25 protein-coding genes and 2 riboswitches are annotated in these 25,128 nt (G+C 72.3%); of the genes, 11 read left to right on the top strand and 14 right to left on the bottom strand.

The window, feature by feature from the left end; all coding sequences use genetic code 11:
- Window positions 1–77 precede the first annotated feature (77 nt).
- Window positions 78–515 (bottom strand): MarR family winged helix-turn-helix transcriptional regulator, encoded by a 438-nt coding sequence (locus tag J8M51_RS31990; protein WP_086757495.1) that lies wholly within the window; start codon window positions 513–515, stop codon window positions 78–80.
- 123 nt (window positions 516–638) lie between these two features.
- Here J8M51_RS31990 and J8M51_RS31985 point away from each other — a divergent pair, with 123 nt between their 5' ends.
- From J8M51_RS31985 to J8M51_RS31975, 3 genes are read left to right on the top strand one after another with little or no spacing between them, the layout of a single operon-like run.
- Window positions 639–1,151 carry an allene oxide cyclase barrel-like domain-containing protein gene (locus tag J8M51_RS31985; RefSeq protein ID WP_179203185.1) on the top strand — a complete coding sequence of 171 codons (513 nt, stop codon included), beginning with the start codon at window positions 639–641 and terminating at the stop codon, window positions 1,149–1,151.
- Window positions 1,152–1,195: 44 nt separating this feature from the next.
- The gene (locus J8M51_RS31980) at window positions 1,196–1,846 is read left to right on the top strand and encodes an NAD(P)-dependent oxidoreductase (protein WP_086757491.1); all 651 of its coding nucleotides are present in this window, start codon (window positions 1,196–1,198) and stop codon (window positions 1,844–1,846) included.
- Window positions 1,847–1,892: 46 nt separating this feature from the next.
- On the top strand, window positions 1,893–3,029 hold the full coding sequence (locus tag J8M51_RS31975; protein WP_086757490.1) for an ABC transporter substrate-binding protein: 1,137 nt from the start codon (window positions 1,893–1,895) through the stop codon (window positions 3,027–3,029).
- Between the two features lie 73 nt (window positions 3,030–3,102).
- On the opposite strand, the gene J8M51_RS31970 is transcribed toward J8M51_RS31975, so the two are convergent.
- From J8M51_RS31970 to J8M51_RS31960, 3 genes are all read right to left on the bottom strand, one after another.
- A complete protein-coding gene (locus J8M51_RS31970) occupies window positions 3,103–3,945 on the bottom strand; it encodes a PhzF family phenazine biosynthesis protein (protein ID WP_086757492.1) in 843 nt (280 codons plus the stop codon).
- A 313-nt stretch (window positions 3,946–4,258) separates the two neighbouring features.
- Window positions 4,259–4,999, bottom strand: a complete 741-nt coding sequence (locus tag J8M51_RS31965; RefSeq protein WP_107473751.1) for a flavodoxin family protein — start codon at window positions 4,997–4,999, stop codon at window positions 4,259–4,261.
- Window positions 5,000–5,104: 105 nt separating this feature from the next.
- On the bottom strand, window positions 5,105–5,680 hold the full coding sequence (locus J8M51_RS31960; RefSeq protein ID WP_086757489.1) for a DM13 domain-containing protein: 576 nt from the start codon (window positions 5,678–5,680) through the stop codon (window positions 5,105–5,107).
- Between the two features lie 192 nt (window positions 5,681–5,872).
- Here J8M51_RS31960 and J8M51_RS31955 point away from each other — a divergent pair, with 192 nt between their 5' ends.
- Window positions 5,873–6,874: an NAD-dependent epimerase/dehydratase family protein gene (locus J8M51_RS31955; RefSeq protein ID WP_267299639.1), complete on the top strand. Its 1,002-nt coding sequence runs from the start codon at window positions 5,873–5,875 to the stop codon at window positions 6,872–6,874.
- Window positions 6,875–6,902: 28 nt separating this feature from the next.
- Here the strand turns inward: J8M51_RS31955 and J8M51_RS31950 are convergent, their stop codons facing one another.
- Together J8M51_RS31950 and J8M51_RS31945 are read right to left on the bottom strand one after the other, a co-directional pair.
- Window positions 6,903–8,015: a sensor histidine kinase gene (locus J8M51_RS31950; protein ID WP_086755378.1), complete on the bottom strand. Its 1,113-nt coding sequence runs from the start codon at window positions 8,013–8,015 to the stop codon at window positions 6,903–6,905.
- Between the two features lie 2 nt (window positions 8,016–8,017).
- Complete coding sequence (locus J8M51_RS31945) at window positions 8,018–8,827, bottom strand: response regulator transcription factor (RefSeq protein ID WP_086755377.1); 810 nt, start codon at window positions 8,825–8,827, stop codon at window positions 8,018–8,020.
- 115 nt (window positions 8,828–8,942) lie between these two features.
- Here J8M51_RS31945 and J8M51_RS31940 point away from each other — a divergent pair, with 115 nt between their 5' ends.
- The 3 genes from J8M51_RS31940 to J8M51_RS31930 are packed head-to-tail and all read left to right on the top strand — an operon-like array spanning window position 8,943 to window position 11,037.
- Window positions 8,943–9,659, top strand: coding sequence for a glycosyltransferase family 2 protein (locus J8M51_RS31940; RefSeq protein ID WP_086755376.1), 717 nt, complete (start codon window positions 8,943–8,945; stop codon window positions 9,657–9,659).
- Window positions 9,656–10,273: a TIGR04282 family arsenosugar biosynthesis glycosyltransferase gene (locus J8M51_RS31935; RefSeq protein WP_086755375.1), complete on the top strand. Its 618-nt coding sequence runs from the start codon at window positions 9,656–9,658 to the stop codon at window positions 10,271–10,273. The genes J8M51_RS31940 and J8M51_RS31935 overlap by 4 nt, the downstream gene beginning before the upstream one ends.
- Entirely contained in the window at window positions 10,270–11,037 is a 768-nt protein-coding gene (locus tag J8M51_RS31930) for a class I SAM-dependent methyltransferase (RefSeq protein WP_086755374.1), read from the top strand. Before J8M51_RS31935 ends, J8M51_RS31930 begins: the two co-directional genes overlap by 4 nt.
- Before the next feature lie 349 nt (window positions 11,038–11,386).
- On the opposite strand, the gene J8M51_RS31925 is transcribed toward J8M51_RS31930, so the two are convergent.
- Complete coding sequence (locus J8M51_RS31925; protein WP_086755373.1) at window positions 11,387–12,649, bottom strand: molybdopterin-dependent oxidoreductase; 1,263 nt, start codon at window positions 12,647–12,649, stop codon at window positions 11,387–11,389.
- Window positions 12,650–12,764: 115 nt separating this feature from the next.
- Here J8M51_RS31925 and J8M51_RS31920 point away from each other — a divergent pair, with 115 nt between their 5' ends.
- Window positions 12,765–14,087, top strand: coding sequence for a hypothetical protein (locus J8M51_RS31920; RefSeq protein ID WP_086755372.1), 1,323 nt, complete (start codon window positions 12,765–12,767; stop codon window positions 14,085–14,087).
- Between the two features lie 399 nt (window positions 14,088–14,486).
- On the opposite strand, the gene J8M51_RS31915 is transcribed toward J8M51_RS31920, so the two are convergent.
- The 4 genes from J8M51_RS31915 to J8M51_RS31900 all read right to left on the bottom strand — a co-directional run bounded on the left by J8M51_RS31915 (window position 14,487) and on the right by J8M51_RS31900 (window position 17,642).
- Complete coding sequence (locus J8M51_RS31915; RefSeq protein WP_267299638.1) at window positions 14,487–15,590, bottom strand: ABC transporter permease; 1,104 nt, start codon at window positions 15,588–15,590, stop codon at window positions 14,487–14,489.
- On the bottom strand, window positions 15,587–16,519 hold the full coding sequence (locus tag J8M51_RS31910) for an ABC transporter ATP-binding protein (protein ID WP_086754055.1): 933 nt from the start codon (window positions 16,517–16,519) through the stop codon (window positions 15,587–15,589). The genes J8M51_RS31915 and J8M51_RS31910 overlap by 4 nt, the downstream gene beginning before the upstream one ends.
- A 4-nt stretch (window positions 16,520–16,523) precedes the next feature.
- The gene (locus J8M51_RS31905) at window positions 16,524–16,970 is read right to left on the bottom strand and encodes a GntR family transcriptional regulator (protein ID WP_086754057.1); all 447 of its coding nucleotides are present in this window, start codon (window positions 16,968–16,970) and stop codon (window positions 16,524–16,526) included.
- A gap of 255 nt (window positions 16,971–17,225) precedes the next feature.
- Window positions 17,226–17,642, bottom strand: a complete 417-nt coding sequence (locus tag J8M51_RS31900; RefSeq protein WP_086754059.1) for a hypothetical protein — start codon at window positions 17,640–17,642, stop codon at window positions 17,226–17,228.
- Between the two features lie 205 nt (window positions 17,643–17,847).
- Window positions 17,848–18,024, bottom strand: a riboswitch (cobalamin riboswitch).
- Window positions 18,025–18,156: 132 nt separating this feature from the next.
- A riboswitch (cobalamin riboswitch) is annotated at window positions 18,157–18,356 on the top strand.
- Between the two features lie 181 nt (window positions 18,357–18,537).
- Between J8M51_RS31900 and metE the strand changes: the two genes are divergently transcribed.
- Window positions 18,538–20,856, top strand: a complete 2,319-nt coding sequence (gene metE / locus J8M51_RS31895; RefSeq protein WP_086754061.1) for a 5-methyltetrahydropteroyltriglutamate--homocysteine S-methyltransferase — start codon at window positions 18,538–18,540, stop codon at window positions 20,854–20,856.
- Window positions 20,857–20,963: 107 nt separating this feature from the next.
- On the opposite strand, the gene J8M51_RS31890 is transcribed toward metE, so the two are convergent.
- Entirely contained in the window at window positions 20,964–21,155 is a 192-nt protein-coding gene (locus J8M51_RS31890) for a hypothetical protein (protein WP_086754063.1), read from the bottom strand.
- Window positions 21,156–21,239: 84 nt separating this feature from the next.
- The gene (locus J8M51_RS31885; RefSeq protein ID WP_086754065.1) at window positions 21,240–21,827 is read right to left on the bottom strand and encodes a 3'-5' exonuclease; all 588 of its coding nucleotides are present in this window, start codon (window positions 21,825–21,827) and stop codon (window positions 21,240–21,242) included.
- Between the two features lie 118 nt (window positions 21,828–21,945).
- Between J8M51_RS31885 and J8M51_RS31880 the strand changes: the two genes are divergently transcribed.
- Together J8M51_RS31880 and J8M51_RS31875 are read left to right on the top strand one after the other, a co-directional pair.
- Window positions 21,946–23,862 (top strand): pentapeptide repeat-containing protein, encoded by a 1,917-nt coding sequence (locus J8M51_RS31880; protein ID WP_179202963.1) that lies wholly within the window; start codon window positions 21,946–21,948, stop codon window positions 23,860–23,862.
- Between the two features lie 105 nt (window positions 23,863–23,967).
- The gene (locus tag J8M51_RS31875; RefSeq protein WP_086754069.1) at window positions 23,968–24,405 is read left to right on the top strand and encodes a glutaredoxin domain-containing protein; all 438 of its coding nucleotides are present in this window, start codon (window positions 23,968–23,970) and stop codon (window positions 24,403–24,405) included.
- 95 nt (window positions 24,406–24,500) lie between these two features.
- Here J8M51_RS31875 and J8M51_RS31870 read toward each other — a convergent pair whose 3' ends face one another.
- A complete protein-coding gene (locus tag J8M51_RS31870) occupies window positions 24,501–25,094 on the bottom strand; it encodes a dihydrofolate reductase family protein (RefSeq protein WP_086754071.1) in 594 nt (197 codons plus the stop codon).
- Between the last annotated feature and the right edge of the window lie 34 nt (window positions 25,095–25,128).

Below are 25,128 nucleotides of genomic sequence, written 5' to 3'. Positions count from 1 at the left end.
TCGCCCGTCGGGCGCGGCTGACGGGCCTCCGGCGTCCGACCGTCCCGAGGCCGGCAGTTCGATCGGCGATCGGCTTCTCATCCCCGTGCGTCGCGCAGGGTGCGCAGGGTGCGTTCCAGGTGACGCCGGTCCGCCTCCGGGAGTGGCCCGGAGACGTGGGTGCGCAGATGGGCGACGTGCGCGGTCATGGCGCGGTCCAATGCCTCTGCGCCCTTCCCGGTCAGTACGGCGAGTGCGGCCCGCCGGTCGCTCGGATCGGGGTCGCGGCGGATCAGCCCTTCCTTCACCATGCGGTCGGCGAGCCGGGTGAAGCCGCCGGAGCTGAAGGCCACGGCATCCGCCAGGTCCGTCATGCGCAGCCGGTGTTCGGGGGTTCGTCCCAGGCGCAGCAACACCTCGAACCAGGTCTCCGGTATGCCGAGGTCTCTGTGCACCAGAGGCCTGAGGCGGGTGAACGCCTCTACGAGCAGCCCGTAGAGCGTCACATCGTCATCGTTCAGCAGCTCTTCGTTCACCACCCCAGAGTGCCAGAAAGCCACTCACGGAAGAAGCTGCCGTTGCAATATCTTGCTCGGCAGATATATTGTCTGCATCGGCAGATAATCCTCGTGCCGCTCACCCCCGATGTGGAGCCGACCATGCGCAAGCCCATCCGCCCCGTCTTCGCGACAGCCGCCGCGACCGGCGCGTTCGCCCTCGGCCTGGCGCTGACCCCCGCCGCCGCGGACGCCACCCCGGCCTCGCGCCCGCACCCGCACCCGCACCGCGCGGTCACCATCAAGGCCGTCGAGAAGGGCACCGCGATCAACATGGTCGACGTCGCCCCCGCCGATTCCGCCCTCGGCGACCAACTCATCGGCACCGGCGACCTCACCACCCCCGCAGGCCGCGAACTCGGCACCAGCAGCTTCGTCGGCGTCTCCACCGACGCCAAGCCGCGCACCGCCGAACTGCTGACCTTCGTCTATGAGCTGCCCGACGGAAAGATCACCACGTCCGGCACCGCCAGGCTCTCCGCCACCGGTCCCGTCTTCGACGAGAAGTTCGCCATCACCGGAGGCACCGGCGCCTACAAGAACGCCACCGGCCAGGTCCGCGTCGTGCAGGAGACCGTGGAACGGGCGAAGGTCACCTTCTCCATCCACCACTGACCACCCGACACGTACGACACACGCGAGTACTTACGGAGTCACCTGTGAAGATCCTCCTGATCGGCGCCACCGGCATGATCGGCTCCCGCGTCACCGCGGAAGCGCTCGGCCGAGGCCATGAGGTCACCGCCGCCACGCGCTCGGGCGGCACGGACACGCTGCCCGAGCACCCCGAGCTGACGGCCCTGGCCCTCGACGCCTCCGTGACGGACGAGGTGGCCCGGGCCGCCGCCGGACACGATGTCGTCATATCCGCCGTCTCCCCGCCCCGCGACGGCTCCGACCCGACCACGCCGCTGCTGGCCACGTACCGGTCCCTGACCGACGGACTGCGCACCGCCGCCGTTCGCCGCCTGGTGGTCGTCGGCGGCGCGGGCAGCCTGCGGACGACCTCGGGCCGCGACCGGGTCGACACCCCGGACTTCCCCGCGATGTACAAGGCCGAGTCACTCGCCCAGCGCGAGGTGCTGCGGCTGCTGCGGGCCGAAGTGACCGACCTCGACTGGACCTACGTCTCCCCGGCCGACGAGATCGCCCCCGGTGAGCGCACCGGCACCTTCCGCCTCGGCGGCGACGACCTGCTGACCGCCGAGGACGGCACCAGCTTCATCAGCGCCGAGGACTACGCCGTCGCCCTGGTCGACGAAGCCGAGAAGAGCACGGCGATCCGCCGCCGCATCACCCTCGCGTACTGACCGGCCCGCTCCCCGTTCGCGTCACCGCTCAGAAAGGAAATCGGCCATGCCGATGGCACGACGTCAGGTACTGGTGGGCGGCTCGGTCGCCTCCGCCGCTCTCGCGCTCGCAGGAGCGAGCGGTTTCGCGACGGCCCCGAGGACATCGGACCGACACCCCCGCACCCGTGAGGAGACCAGGAGTCTGGAGCGGCTGTACCGCGAGGCGAAGGCGGAGGGCGGCACGCTCATCGTGTACGCCGGTGGTGACACCGCCACCCAGCAGGACGGCAACAAGGCCGCCTTCGAGAAGGCGTTCCCCGGCATCACGATGAACATCGTCGTGGACTACAGCAAGTTCCATGACGCCCGCATCGACAACCAGCTCACCACCGGCACCCTCGTCCCCGACGTCGTCCAGCTGCAGACCCTCCAGGACTTCCCCCGCTGGAAGAAGGAAGGCGTCCTGCTCCCCTACAAACCGGCCGGCTTCTCCCGCGTCCACCCTGCTTTCAAGGACCCCGAGGGCGCGTGGACCGGCATCTTCGTCGACGCCTTCTCCACCATCTACAACATCGAGAAGGTTGGCGCCGGGCCAGCACCGGCCACGGCTCGCGACCTGCTCGACCGGCGCCTCAAGGGGAAGATCGTCTCCACCTTCCCGAACGACGACGACGCGGTGCTCTACCTGTACAAGGTCATCATCGACAAGTACGGCTGGGACTGGCTGCGCCGGTTCGTCGCCCAGGACGTGGCCTGGGTACGCGGCACGCAGGAACCCGCCGACCGCGTCGAGGCCGGCACCGCCGCCGTCGCGCTCGGCACGGACGGCATGCTCACCCCGGCCGACGGCATGAAGACCCGCTTCGTCCTGCCCGAGCGCGACCCGTTCATGGCCTGGGCCCAGCGCGCCGCCATCTTCAGGGACGCCGGCCACCCGGCCGCCGCCAAGCTGTACCTGAACTGGTGGCTGTCGAAGCGGACCCAGACCGACTTCTCCATGTGGTCCGTCCGTACCGACGTGACCCCGCACACGGGCTACCGGCCCATCTGGGACTACCCCAACGCCCACCTCGACGGCTTCGAGCGCTTCATGACCGACCGCGGCCTCGTCGAGCGCTTCAAGCAGCAACTCACCCTCTACGTGGGAGAGGTGAGCGGCGCACCCTCCCCGGGCCGGCTCGGCCTGCACCCGGGCCGCTGACGCGGACACCTCCGGCGGCGGAAGCCTTTGACTGGGGACGGCCTTCCCGCCCGGCACCGCCGCGGTGAGACGTTCAGACCGTGATGTCGCCCCGAACACACACGGTGGCGGCGCCGCTGACCCAGACGGTGCCGTCCTCGTCGGCGGTGACCCCGATGCTCGCGGCCCGTGCCAGTCGCGCGCCCTGGGAGACCCGGTAGGTGGAGGGGGCGGCGCCGGTGGAGGTGAGCCACTGCCCGACGCCGGCGTTCATGCTGCCGCACGCGGGGTCCTCGGGCACACCGGCGCCCGGGGCGAACGTACGCATCTCGAAGGCGTACGCGGACCCCTCGGGGTAGGCGCCGATCGCGCCGACCATCGCGTCCGGGACGAGGGCCAGATCGGGTTCGAGGGCGAGGACCTCTTCGGCCGTGGGCAGTTGGACCACCGCCCAGCCGGGGCCGTTGTCGACCCACTGATGGGCGACGACCCGGTCGCGTGCGATACCGAACGCGGCCACGATCCGCTCCAGATACTCCTCGTCGAGCGCCCCCTCACGCACCCGGGGCGGGGCGGCGAAGGACAGCGTGCCCTCGCCGCGGCGTACGGTGACCAGGCCCGCGGCGCACTCCTGCACGATGCGGTCGGTGTGCCGAGGCCGCCCGCCGCCGTCCAGCCAGGCGCGCGCGGAGCCCAGGGTGGGGTGCCCGGCGAAGGGCAGTTCGCCGCCCGGGGTGAAGATCCGCAGCCGGTAGTCCGCCTCGGGGGTGGTGGGGGGCAGCACGAACGTGGTCTCGGACAGATTGGTCCAGCGCGCCAGCCGTTGCATCTCCTCGTCGCCCAGGTCCGTCCCGTCGAGAACGACCGCCACCGGATTGCCGGAGTAGGGGCTTGTGCAGAACACGTCGACCTGCACGAACGGACGGGTACGCGGCATGGTCATCGAACCTTTCGTCAGGGGTCGTCAGGCGGTCCATCTCAGCGGACGCCCGCACCACCGGGACAGGGCCAGTCACGGCTGAGTGGACTGATCGCTCGAAGTGTCGGATGAGGGCCATGACGTCGGCCGAGCACGTGGTGTTGCGAATCCTCGGCAGGAGCAGGTCGCTCAGCGCGGTCGCTCCCGAACATCAGCGCGTGCAGGGCCCTGCCGAGCGCGTTGTGGGCGATGGGGCGGGCGGCGCGGGCCAGGTCGAACGGGTAGCCGCGTTCATCCTCGTCCAGCTGCGGGGCGACGGTCCCGCAAGCCGTCAGCGGTGGTCGGGATTGGGTGCGTCCGGTCGGCAGCCGGCGTCCCACTCGGAGCGCTGGTTTCCGTGGGCGGGGACACCGCCGGACCGTTTGAGCAGGGCGGCGAGGTGCATCAGATTCCAGGTCATGAAGGCCGTGTTGCGGTTGGTGAAGTCGTTCTCCGGGCCGCCCGAACCGGGGTCCAGATACGACGGCCCCGGCCCGGCGGGGCCGATCCAGCCCGCGTCCGCCTGGGGCGGGATCGTGTAGCCGAGGTGCTGAAGGCTGTAGAGGACGTTCATCGCGCAGTGCTTCACCCCGTCCTCGTTGCCGGTGATGAGGCATCCGCCGACGCGGCCGTAATAGGCGTACTGCCCTTGGGGGTTGAGCAGTCCTGAACAGCCGTACAGCCGCTCGATCACCTTCTTCGTCACCGAGCTGTTGTCACCCAGCCAGATGGGCCCCGCCAGCACCAGGATGTCGGCGGCCATCACCTTGTCGTACAGCGCCGGCCAGGCATCGGTGGCGAAACCGTGTTCGGTCATGTCCGGGTAGACACCGGTGGCGATGTCATGGTCGACGGCGCGGATCACCTCCGTGGTCACACCACGTCCCTCCATGACGGCCCGGCTCCTGTCGACCAGGCCCTCGGTGTGGCTGAGCCGCGGGGACGGTTTGAGGGTGCAGTTGACGAAGAGGGCGGTGAGGTCGTCGAAGCGGTACGGGTCGTCCGGGGAGGAGACGGAAGGCGACGCTGCCATGGCTGTTCTCCCTTGCTGAAGGTGTGGGGCAGCGTCTCGCGGGGACACGGACTTGTCCCGTTGACGCGCCCGTGACCGGGCACTCTCGCCTCCTCGGCGGTGCGGTCATGTGTGCTGCGGTCGGACGTCGGTGAGTTCGGCCGCGCCGAAGGAGACGTCGAAGCGGTCGCACCAGATGGTGACGCTGGTGTACCGGGAGGGGTCGACGTCGGCGGGCAGCGGGTAGTTCTGGCTTCCCTTGTTGCCCTTGAGGCTGCCGAGGCTGACATGGGCGCCGTCGTCGAAGACATGCCAGCCGGCCCGTCCCTCCTTCACGGGGGCGTCGGTCAGCCACACACGCAGGTCGGGGCCGTTGCTGGTGTCGAGCCGCTCCAGCCGGACCACATGGGTGCCGTCGGCGAGCCGCAGGAGTCTCACCGTGCCCGTCGTCGTGTGCTCGTGGCTGATCAGCCCGCCGCTCGCCAGTGTCACGGGGCCGGCCGACGCCGAGGGGGAGGGCGATGCTCCCGGGTTCGCCGCAGGGGTCCGGGAGGCTTCCACGACGGCGCCGGGCAGGGACTCGGTCACCGTCTCGTCCTGCCAGAGCTTCCACGGCTGGAACCAGTACAGCCCGGCGGTCAGGCCCACGACCACCGCCGCCACCAGCCCGGTGATCATCGGCCCCCTGCGCACGCGCCCCATGCCAACCCCTCTTCCCGCTCCGCGAGTCCATGCCGTCACCTCATTCAACGCAGCGCGCGGTCGACCCGCCCCGTCGCGGCCGATGACGAAATCCTTACGTCACGGTCCCTTACGTCCCGGTCCCTTACGGAAGCGTGACGTGCCGGGCGTGGTCGCGGTCCGCGGCCGGTGCCCGGTCCTAGCGTGGGCCGTATGCGAGTACTGGTCACCGGCGGTGCCGGATTCATCGGATCCCATGTTGTCGAGGCGTTGGCGGAACGCGGCCACGAACCCGTCGTGTTCGACGTGGCGGTGGACGCGGGCGCGGACGTACGGGACCACGAGGCCGTGGCCCGCGCGCTGGACGGTGTGGACGCCGTCTGTCATCAGGCGGCGATGGTCGGTCTCGGCACGGGTTTCGCCGACGCCCCGGAGTACGTCTCCCGCAACGGCCTGGGGACGGCCGTGCTGCTGGCCGCCATGGCGGACGCGGGTGTGCGGCGGCTCGTGCTGGCGGGATCGATGGTGGTGTACGGAGAAGGGCGGTACGAGTGCGGGCGCCACGGGGTGGTGCGGCCCGGGCCGCGCGACGCCTCCGACCTCGGCGCGGGGCGCTTCGAGCCGCCGTGTCCCAGGTGCGGAGCCGCGTTGGCGCCGGGGCTGGTGGAGGAGGACGCGCCGGCCGACCCGCGCAATGTGTACGCGACGACGAAGCTCGCTCAGGAACATCTGGCGGCGGCCTGGGCCCGGGCGACGGGCGGGACGGCCGTGTCGCTGCGCTACCACAACGTGTACGGGCCCCGGATGCCCCGCGACACACCGTACGCCGGGGTGGCGTCCTTCTTCCGTTCGGCGCTCGCGCGGGGAGAGGCACCCCGGGTGTTCGAGGACGGCCGCCAGCGGCGCGACTTCGTCCATGTGCGGGATGTCGCGGCGGCCAACGCAGCGGCGCTGGAGGCGGGTTCGGCGGTGGGCGCGCTGACCGCCTACAACACCGGGAGCGGTGAGCCGCACACCGTCGGGGAGATGGCGCGGGCGCTGGCCGCCGCGTACGGCGGTCCCGAGCCGGTCGTCACCGGGGAGTACCGGCTCGGGGACGTCCGGCACATCACCGCCGACTCCCGGCGGCTGCGGGCCGAGCTGGGGTGGAAGCCCGAGGTCGGATTCGCGAAGGGAATGGTGGAGTTCGCGCGGGCCGGGATGCACGGCGCGTAGCCCCTCGGACCGGTGGTGCTGCCCGTGTTCAGGAAGCGGCCGCGGGCAGCACCACCTCGAACCGGCAGCCGCCGGGGATGTTGCGTACGGACGCCTGCCCTCGGTGGGCCTCCACGATCCCCCGGACGATGGCGAGCCCCAGCCCCGCGCCGGCCGGTGGTGTACGGGCGTGGGTGCCGCGCCAGCCGGTGTCGAAGACGCGCGGCAGGTCCTCCTCGGGGATGCCGCCGCAGCCGTCCGTCACGGAGAGCAGTACGCCGTCCGAGGCCTGCTCGGCCGCCACCGCGACCGTGCCGTCGGCGGGGGTGCGGCGGATCGCGTTGACCAGCAGGTTGGCGAGGACACGGCTCATCTCCTTGCCGTCGACCTCGACCGGAACGGGATCGACGCGGTGGCCGACGAGCCGCACCCCGTGTTCGCGGGCGAGGGGGTCGGCGCCCGCCAGCGCGTCGCCGACGAGGTCGTACAGGGACATCCGGGAGAAGGAGAGGGTCAGGCTGCCGGCGTGGATGCGGGAGAGTTCGAAGAGGTCGCCGACCATGGTGTCGAGGCTGTCGACCTCGGTGCGGATCTGCCTGAGGTAGCGGTCGGGGTCGGTGGCCACCCCGTCCTCCAGCGCCTCGGCCATCGCGCGCAGGCCCGCCAGGGGGGTGCGCAGGTCGTGGGAGATCCAGGCGACGAGTTCACGGCGGGAGGACTCCAGAGCGCGTTCGCGTTCCCTGGACGCGGCGAGTTTCGCGCTGGTGGTGGCCAACTCGGTGCTGAGCGCGGCGAGTTCGGCCGTGGCGGGACCGTCCGGGGCCGTGAAGTCGCCGCCGTCGCCGAAGCAGCGGGCGGCGATCTGGAGGGCGCGGCTGCGGGCGACGACCCAGCGGCCGAGCAGCAGCGCGGTGGCCAGCGAGACGACGGCGGCCATCGCGACGACCGTGGTGACGACGGTCAGGTCGTGCGGGGAGAGGAACATCGCCCAGGCGACGGCCAGGGTACCGGCGAGCATCGCGGTCACCGCGACGGCCGCGACGACGGTGAGCGACGCGGTGAGCGAGCGGCGGCGCAGCGGCCACAGCGCGAGCGCGCCCAGCAGTCCGGCGGCACCGGCGCCGAGGAACGCGTACAGCGCGATGAGCAGGGTGTCGCGCATCGTCAGTCCTCCCCGTTCCGGCGGTCGGAGAGGGCGGGCCGCTCCTCGCCGCTTGGCCTTCGGTCGGAGCGGGCGGAGCGGACGGAGCGCTCCTCGCCGTCGGCCGGCTCGTGGTCGGGGGCGAAGCGATAGCCGACGCCCCACACCGTGCGGATCAGCCGTGGCTGCGCGGGATCGTCCTCGATCTTGCCGCGCAGCCGCCGGACATGGACGGTGACCGTGGACAGGTCGCCGAAGTCCCAGCCCCACACCTCGCGCATCAGGTCCTCGCGGCTGTGGGCGCGGGCCGGGTTGCGGAGGAAGAAGGCGAGGAGGTCGAACTCGCGCAGGGTCAGGGCGAGTTCGGCGCCGTGTCGGGTGGCGCGGCGGGCGGCCGGGTCCAGGAGGAGGCCGGCCGCGCTCAGCGGGCGGGTGTCCGGGGCGGGCCGGGTGCGGCGCAGCACGGACTCGACGCGCAGCACCAGTTCGCGGGGACTGAACGGCTTGGTCACATAGTCGTCGGCGCCGACCTCCAGCCCCAGGACGCGGTCGTCCTCGTCGCCGCGCGCGGTGAGCATGATGACGGGCACCGGGCCGCGTGTGCGCAGCCGACGGCAGACCTCCAGGCCGTCCATGCCGGGCAGCATCAGGTCCAGGACGACCAGATCGGGCCGGTGCGCGGCGGCGTGCGCCAGCGCGGCCGGGCCGTCCCCGGCGCGGTCCACCGTGTATCCGGCCCGGTCGAGATACCCGGTGACGACCTCGGCGACCGTGGGGTCGTCGTCCACCACCAGGACGCGCGCGGCCCCCGGTGCGCTCGGTTGCTGTTCCATGGGGCAAGCCTCGCACCCCGTGCCGCGCCCGGACGGTGCGAAGCGCGCGCGGGCCCTTCGACGTCCTCGTTTCGTAAGGACGCGAGGACCGTTATACGAAGTTCGTCCTCGTAGGGTGAAAGCCGTGACTACCTCTCCCCCACCCTTGGACGTCGACGTCGTGCTGCCCTGCCTGGACGAGGCCGAGGCGCTGCCGTGGGTGCTCGCCAGGATCCCGACCGGATGGCGGGCCCTGGTCGTGGACAACGGTTCGACCGACGGCTCTGCGGACATCGCCCGCGACCTGGGCGCGCACGTGGTCCACGAGCCTCGCCGTGGCTTCGGCGCGGCCTGCCACACCGGGCTGGCCTCCGCCACGGCCGACATCGTGTGCTTCTGCGACTGCGACGCCTCCCTCGACCCGTCGCTGCTCCTCCCCTTCGTCCGCGAGGTGGCGGACGGACAGGCCGACCTGGTGCTCGGCAGGCGGCGCCCGCAGGGCCGGGGCGCGTGGCCGGCGCACGCCCGGGCCGGCAACCTGGCGCTCGCCCGGATGCTGCGCCGCCGCACGGGGCTGCGTCTGCACGATCTGGGCCCACTGCGCGCGGCCCGCCGCGAAGGGCTCCTCGGCCTCGGGCTGACCGACCGGCGCAGCGGCTACCCGCTGCAGATGGTGGTGCGCGCCGCCGACGCGGGCTGGCGCGTCACGGAGCACGACGTGCCGTATCTGCCGCGCACCGGGGCCTCGAAGGTGACCGGGACCTGGCGGGGCACCTGGCAGGCGGTACGGGACATGAGCCGCGTCCTGAACGAGACGCCCGCGCCCGCCGAGGCGGGAGGAGTCCGCCGATGACCACGCTCCTCGTCATCGCCAAGGAGCCGAGGCCGGGCCGGGTGAAGACCCGGCTGTGTCCTCCGTTCGCCCCTGCCGAGGCGGCGGGGCTCGCCGAGGCCGCCCTGGTGGACACGCTGCGCGCGGTGGCCGCGACCCCCGCCCGCCGCCGTGTCCTGGTGCTGGCCGGCGCACCGGGCCCCTGGCTGCCGCCCGGCTTCGACGTGGTGGCGCAGCAGGGGGGCGGGCTGGACGAGCGGCTCGCCGCCGCCTTCGCCGGCTGCGACGGGCCCGCCCTGCTGATCGGTATGGACACCCCGCAGGTCACGCCGGAGCTGCTGACCGTGGACCTCGCCGGCGGCGAGGCGTGCTTCGGTCCGGCCGCGGACGGTGGCTTCTGGGCGCTCGGGCTCGCCGAACCGGATCCCGCGCTGCTGCGCGGGGTGCCCATGTCGACGCCCGTCACCGGCGCCGTCCAGCGCCGCCGGCTGGTCGCCGCCGGTCTGCGGGTCCGCGATCTGCCGGTGCTCAGGGACGTCGACACGGCCGCCGACGCCGAAGCCGTCGCCGCGCTCGCACCGCGCACGCGGTTCGCGGCGGAACTGGCACGGCTGCGCGCGGTCAGCGGCCGATGACCGCGCCGGGGCAGGACACGATGCGGCGGACCTGGTCCGCGGACCCCTACTCCGAGGCCCTGCGCACCGGCCGGGGACCGCTCTTCCTGCGCCGCGGCGACGGCTGGCTGCTGCCCCTGGAGGTGGAGCGGTGGTGCGCCCGGGCCGACGTGGTGGACCTCCAGGCCCTGGAGCGGAGCGAGGGGTCCGTCCTCGACGTGGGGTGCGGACCGGGACGGCTGGTCGCGGAACTCGCCGCCCGCGGGCGGCCCGCGCTCGGTATCGACGTCAGCCGGGCGGCCGTCGCCCACACCCTGCGGCTCGGCGGCCAGGCCCTCATCCGCTCGGTGTTCGAGCCGCTGCCCGGTGAGGGCCGTTGGGGCACCGTCCTGCTCCTCGACGGCAACCTCGGCATCGGCGGCGCCCCGTCCGCCCTCCTGCGCCGTCTGGCGGAACTGCTGTGCCCCGGTGGGCTGTTGATCGCCGAGACGGTACCGATGGATGTGGACGAGCGTGCCGAGGTACGGCTCGTGGGCGGTGCCGGGACCGAGGGTGCGGCCGGGACCGCGTTCCCCTGGGCGCGGCTCGGCACCCCGGCGCTGATGCGGCACGCCCGCCCTCTCGGCTGGCGGGCCGCCGATCAGTGGACGGCGGGCGGGCGCTCCTTCGTCTCCCTGCGCAGCCGGAGCACCAGCAGCAGCGCCGAACCGCCGAACAGCAGGGCCGTGATCAGGAGCCAGCGGCCGAGGAACCCGTCAGCCGGCAGCCCGGTGGCGGACTCGTAGCGGTCTGCCACCCGCCCGCTGATCAACGGGAACCACACCAGCAGGAGCAGCCCGGACAGGGCGGCGGGCACGCGCACATACGCGGCCCGCGCCCGCCGCGCCACCGAGGTGGGCGGGGCTCCCGCCCGGTGGCCGTCCGCGCCTGCCGCCCGGACGAGCACCCGGTCCGCCGCCGCGTACAGCGGCAGCAGGACCAGATCGTGCACCACCGCGACGCCCACGAACCACAGCGCGACGCCTGCCCAGTCGTCCGCGAGCAACCGCACCCCCGCGTACCCGGCGAGCGTGAACGAGCACACCAGGAGCAGGAGTTGGACCGGGCTGCCGAGCGGCAGGCGGAACTTGTCCATCACAGGTCTCCGAACGTGATCCGGGCCACCCACTTGGTGTTGAGCGCACCGGGCGCGGCGGGCACGATGATCCGCGCCGGGTAGCCGTGGTCGGGGGACAGCGGCTCGCCGTTGACGTCCAGGGCGAGCAGGGAGCGCGGGTCGCGGACCTGGTTGGCGCGCAGGGCGGCCCGGCGGAAGGCGCCGCGCCGCTGCAGCGACTCCACCAGGGCGTCCGGTGCGGTCCCGGTGTCGTGCCCGACCAGCGCGGCGAGGTCCCGTAGCCGTACGCCCCGCCACCACTGGTCGGAGGTGGACCAGCCCTCCACGCAGGCGATGGGCAGGGCCGCGCTGTGCAGGGGGAGTTCGAGCAGTTCGGCCCGGCTGAGCCGGACGGTGCCGGTGCGGCCGGTGACGACCAGCCGCCATGCCTCCTCGCTCGTCTCGCTCGCGCGGATGCCCCGGGACGCGGCGGTCTTGTTGATCTGGAAACCGCCGGGTCCGCTGCCGGGTTCGGCGCCGCCGTGCGGGGCGAGGAGGGCCGTCCGCCGCAGCGGACCGTCGAAGCTCTGCCCCACCGTGGTCGCGAACAGCAGCAGGGACCCGCCCCCGACCAGCCAGAGGGCACCGCGCCGGGACACGGTCGGCTCAGCCGGGTCCGGGGACACCAGCGAGGGTTCCTCCGCAGGCACCGGAGGAGGCGTCCCGTCCGCTCCGCTCTCCCGGAGCCGGCGCAGATTGCGTACGGCCGTCGGCGCCCTCAGCGCCACATGGACGGCGAACGCCGCGAAGAACACCCACGCGCCGTAGAAGTGCAGCGGATAGAAAGAGCCGGGAAAGACATAGTCGAGCTGGATGTTGAGCAGACCGGTCACGAACTCGAACAGCACGCCGCCGACCAGCAGGAGCAGCGAGATCCGCTCCAGAGCGTGGGCCACGGACCGTGCCGGAGGCAGCTGGAACAGCCTGGGCACGACGGACCACAGCTTGGCCAGCAGGACGGGGACCAGCACGATCCCCAGGGTGACGTGCACGCCCTGGGTGAGCCGGTACAGCCAGTGCGGGTCCGTCGGCCAGGGGAACAGATAGAAACCGAGGATCCCCTTGTCCGGGGTCTTGTCGTTCACCGGCGACAGATCCGGGTTGTAGGCGGCGTACGACAGCAGCCCCGTCACGAACAGCACCGTGATCCCGGCGAGCAGGACCACGCCGAGGACAGAGGTGAACCAGGCGCCGCGCAGCGGGCTGCGCCAGAAGGCGGGCGAGGAAGGAGACCGTTCCATGCCCCGACGCTAGGCCCCCGACACCTGCTGGAGGGCCGTGCGACTCATGACGAAACCCTGACGTCCGCGCCTGTCGGGAGTCCACCGGCCGCCGCTCGGCCTAACGTCTCCGAGCGTGAACCGCGATCTCCGCCGGGACCTGTACGCCGTCGCCGTCGCCGCCCTGCTCGTCACGGCAGCCGCGGTGGCCGGCATCGCCATCAAACGCGACAAGGACGTCCTGCACGTCGGCTGGCCACCCCTGTACGCCAACTGGCTGCCCCACACCGGCCCGGGCACCCCCGCGGCGATCATCGTCGCCGTCGCGGTCGTGGCGTACGGCCCCGCGCTCGCCACCCGGCTGCCCTGGCGCGCCCTGCCGTGGAGCTGCTGGGCCACCGCCATGGCCTGGACGTTCTCCCTCGCCCTCGTGGACGGCTGGCACCGGGGTGTCGCCCGGCGGCTGACGACCAGGTACGAGTACCTCCAGGTCATCGACCGCTTCGACGACATCCCGCGCGCCCTGCGGGACTTCACCGGCCACATCCTGCTGGGCTCCCCCGACCACTGGCCCCCGCATGTCGCGGGCCATCCGCCGGGGGCCACCCTCACCTTCGTCCTCCTCGACCGGGCCGGTCTGGGCGGCGGGGCGTGGGCAGGCGTCCTCGTCATCGCCGTCGGGGCGACCGCGGCGGCCGCGGTCCTGGTCACCGTGCGCGCGCTCGCCGACGAGAGCCTCGCGCGCCGTGCCGCGCCCTTCCTCGTCCTGGCCCCGGCGGCGGTGTGGGCCGGCACCTCCGCCGACGGGTACTTCGCGGCGGTCGCCGCCTGGGCGGTGGCGTTCCTCGCCCTCGCGGTGACGGGACACCGGCCGCGCACGACCGCCCTCGCCTCCGGGCTCCTCCTCGGCCTCACCGTCTATCTGTCGTACGGCCTCACTCTCCTCGCCGTGATGGCCGCCGCCGTCCTGCTGCTCGGCTCCCGGCGGCTGCGGGTCCTGCCCTATGTGTGCGCCGGGCTCGTCGTCGTCCCGGCGGCGTTCACCCTGGCGGGCTTCGACTGGTGGGAGGCGTACCGCCTGCTGGTCGAGCGCTACCACCAGGGCGCCGGCGGGTTTCGCCCGTACGGCTACTGGGTGTGGGCCAACCTCGCCTGCGCCGTCCTGGTCGTGGGCCCCGCCACGGTGGCGGGACTGCGCCGCACGGGCGCCCGCCTGACCCGGTGGCACGCCTCCCCCGTCGCCGAGCGCCGCCTCGGGCTGCTGCTGTGCGCGGCGCTGCTCATGCTGCTCGCCGCCGACCTGTCCGGGATGAGCAAGGCGGAGACGGAACGGATCTGGCTGCCGTTCACGACGTGGCTGCTCGCGGCGGGTGCCTTCGTCGACCGCCCCCGCGCCTGGCTGACGGCCCAGGCGACCCTGGCCCTGCTCCTCAACCATCTCCTGCTGACGGGCTGGTGAACGGCCCGCGCCGGGTCCGGTGGAACCCGCCCTGCACGACGCCCCCGAGAACGAGAGGACGCACGATCAGCGTCCGGCTCCGGAGGCCTACTTGGTGGTCCGGTAGGCCCGGTGGATCGTCTGCTTCAGGGTGTTGCCGTGCTGGTCCGTGAAGGTGACGCGCAGTGGATATACGGAAGGTGGTGCCTTCCCGTCCCTCGGCGGCCCGCACTCCGGTGACCTTCCCGGAGGCGTCCAGGGTGACCCTGTCGCCGGTGACGAGGGTGACGGTCCGGCCGGCGCCGACGGTACCCGCCGTATCCTGCGCCCCCGTCGTCCGCTGCGTTCCCGCCGTACCGCTGCCCGGTGCGGCCTGGGTGCCGGGGGCGCCCAGCAGGGTCGTGGTGAGGGCGGCGGGCCTCAGACGAGCCGCTTACGGCCCCAGGTGAAGAGGAACACCGTCACGGCGGCCGTGAGAACGAACAGCACCGACGCGCCGAACCACTGCATCCCGTTCATCTGCGACATGGGCAGGTACTCCACGTGCCAGCCCACGACCTGCGCCTTGTCCAGGCAGGCCTGCTGTGCCTGCTGTCCCTGCTCCGACGCGCCCGAGCACGTGCTCCAGCCGAGGAGGTCACCGCTGTTGGTGAGGTAGGACTGGTCGAGCTCGTACGCCCCCTTGGGCACCGTCGGAAACGAGTTCTCGGCCAGCACGCCCTTGTCCGTGGTGGCGGTGACGGGGTTGCCGAGCGAGAGCAGGAAGTGGGACCAGACGAGCTGGACGGCGACGGTGAAACCGAAGGTGACGACCATGGCCATCAGCGTGCGGCGCAGCACCGCACCGATCGCCACCCCGCCGAAGACGGAGAGGAGGGTGAGGGCGACGGGCACCGGACCCGTGGTGTTGAACGCGGAGCCGGCCGTCCAGTCCATGACCGTGACCTCGGACTTGACGGGGTTCCACCACCAGCCGAACGCGGCCGACAGCGCGACCGTGGTCACCAGGACCACCAGCCCGGTCATCCCCAGTTTCGTGGCCAGCCAGCGGGTGCGGCTCGCGGACTGGGCGGCGACCAGCTTGGCCGTGCCGTTCTCCAGGTCGCCCGCGAGAAGCGGGGCGCCGAGGAAGACACCGAGCAGCATCGGTATCACCTGGAGGCCCATCGAGACGGACGTGAAGGCGTTGGCGTACTCCGTGAACTCGTTGCTCAGCTCGTCGAGGCTGGTGGCGGGGTAGCCGTAGCCGTCGAGGAAGTCGACCATCCGACCGCGCTGGTAGACGATCCAGGCCACGGAGAGCACCGCGGCGGCCAGGACGGTCCAGAAGGCGGCGCGGTGCTGGCGCCAGACCAGCCAGGTCATTCCGCTGAGGCGGGGCCGCGGGCCGGCCTTCACGGTCGTGGCGTCAAGGGTCGCGTTCATGGTCCCGTTCTCGCCGTCGCCGGTGCTGCCGTTCCTGGGGCCTTCGGTACCGCCGCCGGTGCTGCCGTTCGTGGCCGAGGCGCTGGTGAAGGTGCTCATGCCGCCACCGTCCCGATGCCGTGCGCCTGACCCTGGACCTGGGCGGTGGGGGTGATCAGGGGCACCGCCCCGGGTGAGCGGAGATAGGCGAGCAGCAGTTCCTCCATGCTCGGGGTGTCCGTGTCCCAGGGGCCGGCGACCGGGCCCTCGGGGCGGATCAGCGCGGTGAACTGGCGTCCGCTGGTCCGCGACTCGACGAGGGTGTGGTGGTCGAGGGCGGCGGGCATGCCGTCGCCCTCCTTCACCCCCGTGACCAGGGTGTGCACGGCCAGCAGCTCGTCCACGTCACCGGCGAGGCGCACTCCGCCGCCGGAGACCACGACGAGGTAGTCGCACACGTTCTCCAGTTCGGCGAGGACGTGGGTGGACATCAGGACGGTGGTGCCGCGCCCGGCTGCCTCGGCGAGGAGGGTGCCCATGAGTTCATGGCGCACGACCGGGTCGAGGTCCGACATCGGCTCGTCGAGGAGCAGCAGGTCGGGCCGCTTGCCGAAGGCGAGGGCGATGGCGACGCGGGTGCGCTGGCCGCCGGAGAGGGTGTGGATCTTCGCGTCGAAGGGCACATCGCCCGCGCGGACGATGTCCTCGGCGGCGCGCTGGTCCCAGCCCGGGTTCAGCTCCCGCCCGATCCGCAGGGTCTCCGCCACGGTGAACCGGCGGAACAGCGGCTTCTCCTGGGCGAGGAACGCCGTACGCCGGCCGGACTCCGCGGAGCCGGGCGCCTCCCCGAACAGGCTGATCGAACCGTGCGTGGGCTGCAGGACATGGGCCGCGATGCTCAACAGGGTGGTCTTGCCCGCCCCGTTGGGTCCGATCAGCCCGCAGATCCGGCCGGCCGGAAGCCGGAAGGAACAGTCCCGCAGCGCCCAGCCCCGCCGGTAGCGCATCCCCAGGCCGTACGCCTCAAGCGCCGGCTCCCCCGCGTACATACCGTCACTCACCTGTGCTCCTCGTTGTCTTGGTCCCCGTGGTCGGCGCGTTCGCGGCGCCGTACTGCTTCTCCATCGCCGACGCGACCAGCGCGGCCACGTCCTCCTGCTCCAGCCCCGCCTCGGCCGCCTTCGACATCCACGTCAGCAGGTCCCCGTAGAGCGGCGAGTCGGTGCCGGTCTGCGGGCGGGCCAGCGTGCGGCGTACGAACGTGCCCAGCCCCGGCCGGGGTTCGACCAGGTCCTCACGCTCCAGCTCGCGGTACGCCTTGAGGACGGTGTTCGGGTTGACCGCGCTGGTCTCGGCGACGTCCTTGGCGGTCGGCAGCCGGTCGCCCGGCACCAACACGCCCAGCCGCAGCGCCTGTTTGGTCTGCTGCACGATCTGCTGGAAGGCGGGGACGCCGCTCCGCCTGTCGATGCGGTACTCCACGACCACCCCCTTCATCATTCCACTACTTGATTAGTGGAATGATGATGGAGGGATGCGCGGACGGTTGTCAACGAGATCCGGGAAGCGGGCGTGGCGGAGTCGGAGTTGCCCACAGGGACCGGAGGTGGCGCCGGGGTCGGCGCGGAGGGCGCGGTTCAGCGAACCGGCGTCGGGAGGGCGTCGACCCGCCCCGTCATGGACGCGAGTCGCTCATGGCTCCGGCACGAACTCACCCCGATGGGCCGCACCCGAGGTCGGGTGCGGCCACCGGGCCTACGACTCCCGCGAAGGCCGACCGCCTGCCGCTCTGGGCGGGGTGAACACATAGAGGTCGAGGATGTCGGGGCAGGGGGCGACACCGGGGCCGCCGGCCCGTACCCAGGCGACGATGTCCTCGGTGGCGTCGGTGTCGTTGACGAGGCCCAGCCAGACCGGGCGGGCACCGGCCGCCCGTGCGGTGGCGGAGGGCTGGACGACGACCACGTTGGCGTGTTCGCAGACGTCGAGGCAGTCCGAGACGCGCACGGGGATGTTCTCGGTCAGGTGCGCGACCTGCTGGTCGTGATCGACTCCGGGCACCTTCGGGGTTCCGCAGCAGCAGTCCCGGCAGACGACGACGCGGCTGGGCGCCGGTGCGGCGGGGGCGTGCTCGGTACGTCGTTCCTCAGGTCGAGGTGGGCGTGGCGGCATCGCTCGTCAGGCTCCTCTCGCGGGAATTCCCTCGCGGACCGGGTGAGGCAGGATCAGGACCGGACCTGATCGTGGTCTTGTCACCGGGGTGGCCGAGGGTGGCCGGGTGACCGGCGGCGGAGAGGGGGCGAAGGTACGGAACACGGGCGTGCCTCGGGGGTCGGGGCTCGTTCGCGGAGCCTGGCCTGCGGACGTCCCTCCGCGCGGGGGCACGGAGGTGCCAGCAGGTCTTCGGACTCGGGTTCGTCCGGTCGGGGCGCCTTCCCGGTCTCCCAGTGGCGTGCGTGCCCCGCCCGTCCCCCTCACCGCTGCGCGTCAGTTCCGGATTCGCACCGGATTCCCTGGCCTCGGATGTGGCTCGGCTGGCCCGATGAGGCTATCAATATCGCCGTACGCACCGGGGCCCTGCCCGGCTCGCCCCGGCCGTCCCGGTGCCGGCGGACCGCGCGGAGGGTCCGCAAATGGAGCTGACCGTCGGGCATTTCGGTGCCGACACCCCGTATGGTGGCCGCAGCAGCTGGTTCGCCCCGTCCGCCAGGCGGGGTGTCGCAAGAGGGAACCCGGTGGGAATCCGGGACTGCCCCGCAGCGGTGAGTGGGAGCGACCGCCGTCATACGCACTGGGTCCGACGTACCGGACCTGGGAAGCGACGGCCAGTAGGTGTCCACCGGGAGACCGGAGGGCGTGCCCGCGAGTCCGAAGACCTGCCAACTGCCCGTGCGCGGACCACTCCGTGCGCGGATACCCCGGTGACCTCGTGGGCGGGTCGGCGTACATACCAGACGGAACGACCGTGCCGTTGTCGCGCGGGGGCGTCGCCGTCCGGTTCGTCATCCCTTCGCGCTCTCGTCCCGTCTCCGGGATCTCAGGGAATCGTCTCGCGAAGGAGATCTCCGTGACCAGCAGGACCGCAGCCGCGGCAGCACGGGCCACCGTGTACGGCTACCCCCGCCAGGGCCCGGACCGGGAACTGAAGAAGGCGATCGAGGGCTACTGGAAGGGCCGCGTCACCGCCGACGCCCTCCGCTCCACCGCCACCGGTCTCCGTGCCGCCGCCTGGCGGCAGCTCGCCGACGCCGGCATCCACGAGGTGCCCACCGGCGACTTCTCGTACTACGACCATGTGCTCGACACCACCGTCATGGTGGGCGCGATCCCCGAGCGGCACCGCTCCGCCGTCGAGGCGGACGCACTGGCCGGCTACTTCGCGATGGCCCGCGGCACCCGGGACGTGGCGCCGCTGGAGATGACGAAGTGGTTCGACACCAACTACCACTATCTGGTGCCCGAGCTGGGTCCCGGCACCGTCTTCACCGCGAACTCCGGCAAGCCGGTCGCGGAACTGAAGGAGGCCCTCGCTCTCGGCCTGACCGCGCGGCCGGTCCTGGTCGGCCCCGTCACCTATCTGCTCCTCGCCAAGCCCGCGCCCGGGGTGGCCGCCGACTTCGAGCCGCTCACCCTTCTGGACCGGCTGCTGCCGGTGTACGCCGAGATCCTCTCCGATCTGCGCGCGGCCGGCGCCGAGTGGGTACAGCTGGACGAGCCCGCCCTCGTGCAGGACCGCACCCCGGCCGAACTGAACGCCGCCGCCCGCGCCTACCGCGAGCTCGGCGCGCTCACCGACCGGCCGAAGCTGCTGATCGCCTCCTACTTCGACCGGCTCGGCGACGCCCTTCCGGTCCTGGCCAAGGCTCCTGTCGAGGGGCTCGCCCTGGACTTCACCGACGGTGCCGCCGCCCACCTCGACGCCCTGGCCGCCGTCGGCGGACTGCCGGGCAAGCGGCTGGTGGCCGGTGTCGTCGACGGCCGCAACATCTGGATCAACGACCTGTCGAAGTCGCTGTCCACCCTCGGCACCCTGCTGGGCCTGGCCGACCGGGTCGATGTCTCCGCCTCCTGCTCCCTGCTCCATGTGCCGCTCGACGCGGCGGTGGAGCGGGACATCGAGCCGCAGGTGCTGCGCTGGCTGGCCTTCGCCCGGCAGAAGACAGCGGAGATCGTCACCCTCGCCCAGGGCCTCGGCCGGGGCACCGACTCCATCGCCGCCGAACTCGCCGCCAACCGCGCCGACCTGGCCTCCCGCGCGAGGTCACCGATCACCCGCGACCCGGCCGTACGCGACCGTGCCCGGGCGGTCACCGGCGCGGACATCCGCCGCTCCCAGCCGTACGCCGAACGCGCCGTCGCACAGCGCGCCCATCTCGGGCTGCCGTTGCTGCCGACCACGACCATCGGATCGTTCCCGCAGACCGGCGAACTGCGGGTCGCGCGGGCGGATCTGCGCGCCGGACGGATCGACACCGCCGGATACGAGGAGCGTGTAAGGGCGGAGATCCAGGAGGTGATCTCCTTCCAGGAGAAGGCCGGGCTGGACGTCCTGGTGCACGGCGAGGCCGAACGCAACGACATGGTCCAGTACTTCGCCGAGCGGTTGACGGGGTACCTGGCCACGCGGCACGGCTGGGTCCAGTCCTACGGCACCCGCTACGTCCGCCCGCCGATCCTGGCCGGCGACATCTCCCGCCCCGAACCGATGACGGTCCGCTGGACGACCTACGCCCAGTCCCTCACCGCACGCCCGGTCAAGGGCATGCTCACCGGGCCGGTCACCATGCTCGCCTGGTCCTTCGTCCGCGACGACCAGCCCCTCGGCGACACCGCCCGCCAGGTCGCTCTCGCCCTGCGCGACGAGGTGAACGACCTTGAGGCGGCCGGGAGTTCGGTGATCCAGGTCGACGAGCCCGCGCTGCGGGAGACGCTCCCGCTGCGCGCCGCCGACCGCCCGGCCTATCTCGCGTGGGCCACGGAGGCGTTCCGGCTCACCACCGCAGGAGTGCGGCCTGACACCCAGATCCACACGCACATGTGCTACGCCGAGTTCGGCGACATCGTCCAGGCCATCGACGACCTCGACGCCGACGTCATCAGTCTGGAGGCCGCCCGCTCGCACATGCAGGTCGCCCGTGAACTCGCCGCCCACGGCTATCCCCGGGAGGCCGGACCCGGTGTGTACGACATCCACTCCCCGCGCGTCCCGAGCGCCGAGGAGGCCGCCGACCTGCTGCGCACCGGGCTGAAGGCCATCCCCGCCGAACGTCTGTGGGTCAACCCCGACTGCGGCCTCAAGACCCGCGACTGGCCCGAGACCCGCGCCTCCCTGGAGAACCTGGTCACCGCCGCGCGCACGCTCCGGGACGAACTGCCGGCCACCTGACCCGGGGGCGGTCGGAGCCGTAGTCCCCAGTGGGCCGGGATGCCACAGGCGCCCCGGCCCACGTGCCGACCTGCACTCATGGAGCCGTGCAGCAGCTTGGGGCGGCGCTATTGGGGGCAGCCGCCGGCGCACTGGGCGGTGAACTCCCCCGCACCGGCCGGGAGACGGGATGCCTCCCATGGCTGCGGCTCGGTGGGGGCGGTGCGGCCGGGCCCGGCCGCGGAGGCGGCGGGCGCGAAACCCAGGGTGAGTGCGACGGCGGCCAGCAGACCGGCGGACAGCCGAGCAACAGCGCGCATCATGATCTCCTCCGGCCGGATGCCGACGGCCGTGTCAGGCCGACCTGTTCCATGGTCGCCGACTCCTCGGGCGCGCCACAACCTCTAGGCGGTCGCGGGCGTGGCGGGCCAGTCCCCGCGGTCCACCAGGTCCAGGACGAGGGCGGCGATGTTCCACGCGTCGTCCTCGCCTCGGTGATGGCGTCCTTCGAGCGGCAGTCCGGCGATCTGCAAGGCGTGGTCCATGCCGGGTTTCCTGCGCAGCCCGTAGGACTCGGCGAACACACCCTTGGCGTTGGTGTGGGTGCGCTCCGTCGGATAGCCGAAGGGGTAGGCCACTCCGTCGGCCTGGCTCTGCCGGGCGAACTGCCGGCGGTCGTACTCGCCCCAGCTCGCCCAGGGGCGCTCGCCCGCCCCGTACTCCTCGACCAGGATCCGGCACGCCTCCGCGAACGTGACGCCCCGCTCCACCTCCGCCTGTGTCAGTCCGGTCAGTTCGGTGCAGAAGTCGCTCACCGCCGACCGCGCGGGGCGTACCAGGACACGGTGGCGGGAGGCTCGGCGCCGTGCCGTCACGTCCACGACCGTCAGACCGATCTCGATGATCTCGTTCACCGAGCCGGGCGGCGGCTGCCCGTCCCAGCAGGTGGCTTCGACATCGATGACGTTGAGCAGGGCGGATTCCTGGTGCATGGAGCCGAGGGTAGGGATACGCACCTGGATCACGCACCTCAATATGTCCGCCGACGACCGGCTTTCGTGTTCTGTTTGTTCCGTGACAGGGAAACAGCGAGACCGGGAGACAACGAGCATGCGGGCGGACGTCTCCGAGGTGTGTCAGTCTGCCGCCGAGCGCTTGGCCGGGCCGGACATCGACGCACACCGCGCCGCGTTGCGGGAGTTGGAGGTACTGGCCCAGGAGCATCCCGCGCAGCGGCGCCCCGTGGCCGACGTCGTGTGCCGCTACCTGCGGGGCGCGGTCGGGAGATGTGGCGGCAGTTCCGTCGGCCTGGGGGCGGAGGCAGCGGCTGCATCGCCCACGGCCGCGGCCGATGCGGCCGCTGCGTTGCTCGCCAACCTGGCACGCCGACGTCCGGTCACGGACGAGGCCCCAACAATCGACCTCGACATCGACCTCACCGGCGCGGTACTGCCGGACGTCGACTTCAGCGGCTGTCGTTTCGGGCGGGTCCGCTGCGCGGACGCCCACTTCCGTGGCGCGGGTGTGTTCGACGGCGCTCGCTTCGCCGGGGAAGCCCTGTTCGAGAGGGCGGTCTTCGAGGGCGACGCGTGCTTCACGGGTGTCCGGTTCGGTGACACGGCTGTGTTCGGGCGTACGAGGTTCCGGGCGGGCGCCGACTTCACGGGCGCCCGCTTCCAGGGGACGGCCTGGTTCGGCCGGGGCGAGGAGGCGCTGCCCGAGGACGAGGCGGCGTGGGAGGAGGTCGAGACATGGCGTCCCGTCGCCTGGGACGAGCGCGGCGAGGACGACCCGCTCTGGCCCCTGGCCGTGCTGGAGGAGGACTACCAGAGCTGGGAGGAGGGCGGCGACGGGGCACGGTTCAGCGGCCGGGTGTCGTTCGCTGACGTCCGGTTCGAGAGGGCCGCCTGGTTCTGGAAGGCGCGCTTCGGCGGTGCGGCGCTGTTCCAGCGGGCCGTCTTCGGTGGACGGGTCCATCTTGTGCAGCCTACGGTCGACCTCACCGGCGCCAGGCTCTCCGGAACCACCCATGCCGAGGAACAGGTCTGGCCCCTCGGCTGGACCTCGGCAGCGCCGGAGGCCGAGAAGGCGAGCCACAGGCACCTGATCCCCGACGAGTCCGTCGCTCCGTACCACCGCCATCTCGCCGACGCCGACCCCGAGGTCCGTCTCACGGGACTGCGCATCCTCGGCGAACTCGGGGACACCGACCCCCGGTTCAGGCAGCGTGTGGTGGACCACGTCTGCGCGTATCTGCGGACGCCGCCCGCTTTCGACGTCACCTCCGACGTCTTCGCGCTCACCCCCTCCCAGTTCGGCGAAGCACGAACCCGGCGGGACGCTCAGCGGCTGCTCGCCGACCGTACGCGCCCCGCCGCCGACCGGCCCTTCTGGGAGGACATACGTCTACGGCTCTCCGGAGCCACACTGGTCGACTTCGACGCGAGCGGATGCCGGCTGGCTCACGGGGACTTCACTGGTACGCAGTTCCACGGCAGGACGTCGTTCGCGGGCGCCTCGTTCGGCGAGGTGTCGTTCAGCCTGCCCCACACGCGGGAGGGGCGCGCCTCCTTCCACGGCCCGGCCGACTTCTCCGGTGCGCGGCTCTCCCACTGGATGCTGCGGCACTGCGTCTTCCACACGGACGACTCCGTACGCGCGACCGGAGCCGCCCAGGATCTGGTCCGGATGCTGCTGGGAGCCAGGGGCACCTCGGCCCCCGCCGACGTCACCACCGGCTTCCGGAAGGCACTCCTGACGGCCGGTTCGGAGACCCCCGACAATCTCGCCTGCGTCGAGCACCTGGAGTACGGCACGGTGCCGGGGCCCCCGTACGCCCCTGAGCGGGAGAGGGCAGGGCTGAGGATCGCCGGCACCGACATCCTGGTCTCCGACGTGGCGGCGCGGATCGAGGACTCCCCCGTCCCGCCCTCCGTCGCCGAGCACTTTCCCGAACTCACCCCGGAGCGATGGTCCGCCGCCACCCGCGTCATCACCCTTCTCCTGGGCGCACTCGAAGCGGACTGACCCACGACGGCTGCCTCGACGTCCTGCGGACAGTCAGGCGGGTCGGCCTGGTTCGAGGAGCGGTTCGGCTCTGTCCGGCTCGGCTCGGCGATAGCCTGCGTCCTCATGATGCGCATTTGGATCCCGCCGACGCTGCTCGCACTCAGCGGCGCAGCCCTCGCGACCGGGCAGTTCCTGAGGGGAAGCCCCGGCTCGGGCGGGGTGCTCCTGCTGGTGTTCCTCACACTCGCCGGCATCACCTCACCCCTGATCTTCCCGAGGTCGATCGGTGCACGGGAGGCGGAGCGCCGCAGCGCGGCCGACGGCCGACCGATCGTCTACTGGCGTCCCGGCTGCCCGTTCTGCATGCGACTGCGCCTCCGGCTGGGCCGCGGGGCCCGCCGGGCGCACTGGGTCAACATCTGGCGTGACCCGGAAGGAGCCGCGGCGGTGCGGGCGGCCAACGACGGCAACGAGACCGTGCCGACCGTCGTCGTGGCGGGCCGGCCCCACACCAACCCCGATCCCGCATGGGTGCGCGAACGCCTCTCCCCCACGACGTGATCGGAGACCTCTCCCGCCGGAGAAGCGCCCACGGGCCCGGGTCCACAACGCGGGCGTCTTCGTCCGGTCCGCCCGGTGATCCGGACGCCTTCTCCCTAGGGGCGGGTGAGGCGGGTGAGGGTGACACCGTTGGGGAAGGCGGTGCGCTCTGCGACGTCGAAGGCGGTGGGGTCGAAGGCGCCGTCGACCACCGGGATTCCGGCACCGGCCACGACCGGGTAGGTCTTGATCAGCAGTTCGTCGATCTCGGGCAACAGGGTGCCCGCGAGCCGGCCGCCCCCGCAGAGCCAGATGTCCAGGCCGGTGCCCGTCTCGCCCTTGAGTTCGCGGACGAGGGCGAGCGGATCGCCCGGCACGACGGTGACGGCCGGGTCGGTGTCCGGCGCGAGGGTGCTGGACACCACGTACTGGCGCAGATGCGCGTACGGGCTGGTGATCCCGTTGTCGAGGGCGGGGCGGTAGCTTCCGAGGCCCATCACGACGGTGTCGAAACGCCGGTTGGGCGCGTCGGCGACACCGGCGGCAGCGCGGTAGGCGGTCGGGACGGTCTCCGGGTACAGCGCGTTCGTCCAGGCCGCGTAGGCGGTGGCCTGCTGCTGGTCGCCCTGCGGGAAGAAGTCGAACTCGCCGCCGGGGCCGGCGATGCGGCCGTCGAGCGAGACGCCGACGTAATAGACGAGCTTTCGCATACTGGTCCCCCAACACGTAGTACTCTACTTGAAG

This window comes from Streptomyces griseiscabiei, assembly GCF_020010925.1.
Taxonomy (GTDB): domain Bacteria; phylum Actinomycetota; class Actinomycetes; order Streptomycetales; family Streptomycetaceae; genus Streptomyces; species Streptomyces griseiscabiei.
The sequence above is the reverse complement of the archived record's forward strand: the minus strand, read 5'-3'. Positions and strand labels throughout refer to the sequence as shown.

Coding starts and splice junctions, on each gene's coding strand:
- J8M51_RS31930 (WP_086755374.1), top strand. CDS start 10,270: ATGACCGCGCCGGGGCAGGACACGATGCGGCGGACCTGGTCCGCGGAC.
- J8M51_RS31945 (WP_086755377.1), bottom strand. CDS start 8,827: ATGGAACAGCAACCGAGCGCACCGGGGGCCGCGCGCGTCCTGGTGGTG.
- J8M51_RS31960 (WP_086757489.1), bottom strand. CDS start 5,680: ATGGGGCGCGTGCGCAGGGGGCCGATGATCACCGGGCTGGTGGCGGCG.
- J8M51_RS31975 (WP_086757490.1), top strand. CDS start 1,893: ATGCCGATGGCACGACGTCAGGTACTGGTGGGCGGCTCGGTCGCCTCC.
- J8M51_RS31885 (WP_086754065.1), bottom strand. CDS start 21,827: ATGCACCAGGAATCCGCCCTGCTCAACGTCATCGATGTCGAAGCCACC.
- J8M51_RS31910 (WP_086754055.1), bottom strand. CDS start 16,519: ATGTACGCGGGGGAGCCGGCGCTTGAGGCGTACGGCCTGGGGATGCGC.
- J8M51_RS31925 (WP_086755373.1), bottom strand. CDS start 12,649: ATGGAACGGTCTCCTTCCTCGCCCGCCTTCTGGCGCAGCCCGCTGCGC.
- J8M51_RS31970 (WP_086757492.1), bottom strand. CDS start 3,945: ATGCCGCGTACCCGTCCGTTCGTGCAGGTCGACGTGTTCTGCACAAGC.
- J8M51_RS31955 (WP_267299639.1), top strand. CDS start 5,873: ATGCGAGTACTGGTCACCGGCGGTGCCGGATTCATCGGATCCCATGTT.
- J8M51_RS31985 (WP_179203185.1), top strand. CDS start 639: ATGCGCAAGCCCATCCGCCCCGTCTTCGCGACAGCCGCCGCGACCGGC.
- J8M51_RS31965 (WP_107473751.1), bottom strand. CDS start 4,999: ATGGCAGCGTCGCCTTCCGTCTCCTCCCCGGACGACCCGTACCGCTTC.
- J8M51_RS31935 (WP_086755375.1), top strand. CDS start 9,656: ATGACCACGCTCCTCGTCATCGCCAAGGAGCCGAGGCCGGGCCGGGTG.
- J8M51_RS31900 (WP_086754059.1), bottom strand. CDS start 17,642: ATGCCGCCACGCCCACCTCGACCTGAGGAACGACGTACCGAGCACGCC.
- J8M51_RS31870 (WP_086754071.1), bottom strand. CDS start 25,094: ATGCGAAAGCTCGTCTATTACGTCGGCGTCTCGCTCGACGGCCGCATC.
- J8M51_RS31950 (WP_086755378.1), bottom strand. CDS start 8,015: ATGCGCGACACCCTGCTCATCGCGCTGTACGCGTTCCTCGGCGCCGGT.
- J8M51_RS31880 (WP_179202963.1), top strand. CDS start 21,946: ATGCGGGCGGACGTCTCCGAGGTGTGTCAGTCTGCCGCCGAGCGCTTG.
- J8M51_RS31890 (WP_086754063.1), bottom strand. CDS start 21,155: ATGCGCGCTGTTGCTCGGCTGTCCGCCGGTCTGCTGGCCGCCGTCGCA.
- J8M51_RS31915 (WP_267299638.1), bottom strand. CDS start 15,590: ATGAGCACCTTCACCAGCGCCTCGGCCACGAACGGCAGCACCGGCGGC.
- J8M51_RS31875 (WP_086754069.1), top strand. CDS start 23,968: ATGATGCGCATTTGGATCCCGCCGACGCTGCTCGCACTCAGCGGCGCA.
- J8M51_RS31905 (WP_086754057.1), bottom strand. CDS start 16,970: ATGATGAAGGGGGTGGTCGTGGAGTACCGCATCGACAGGCGGAGCGGC.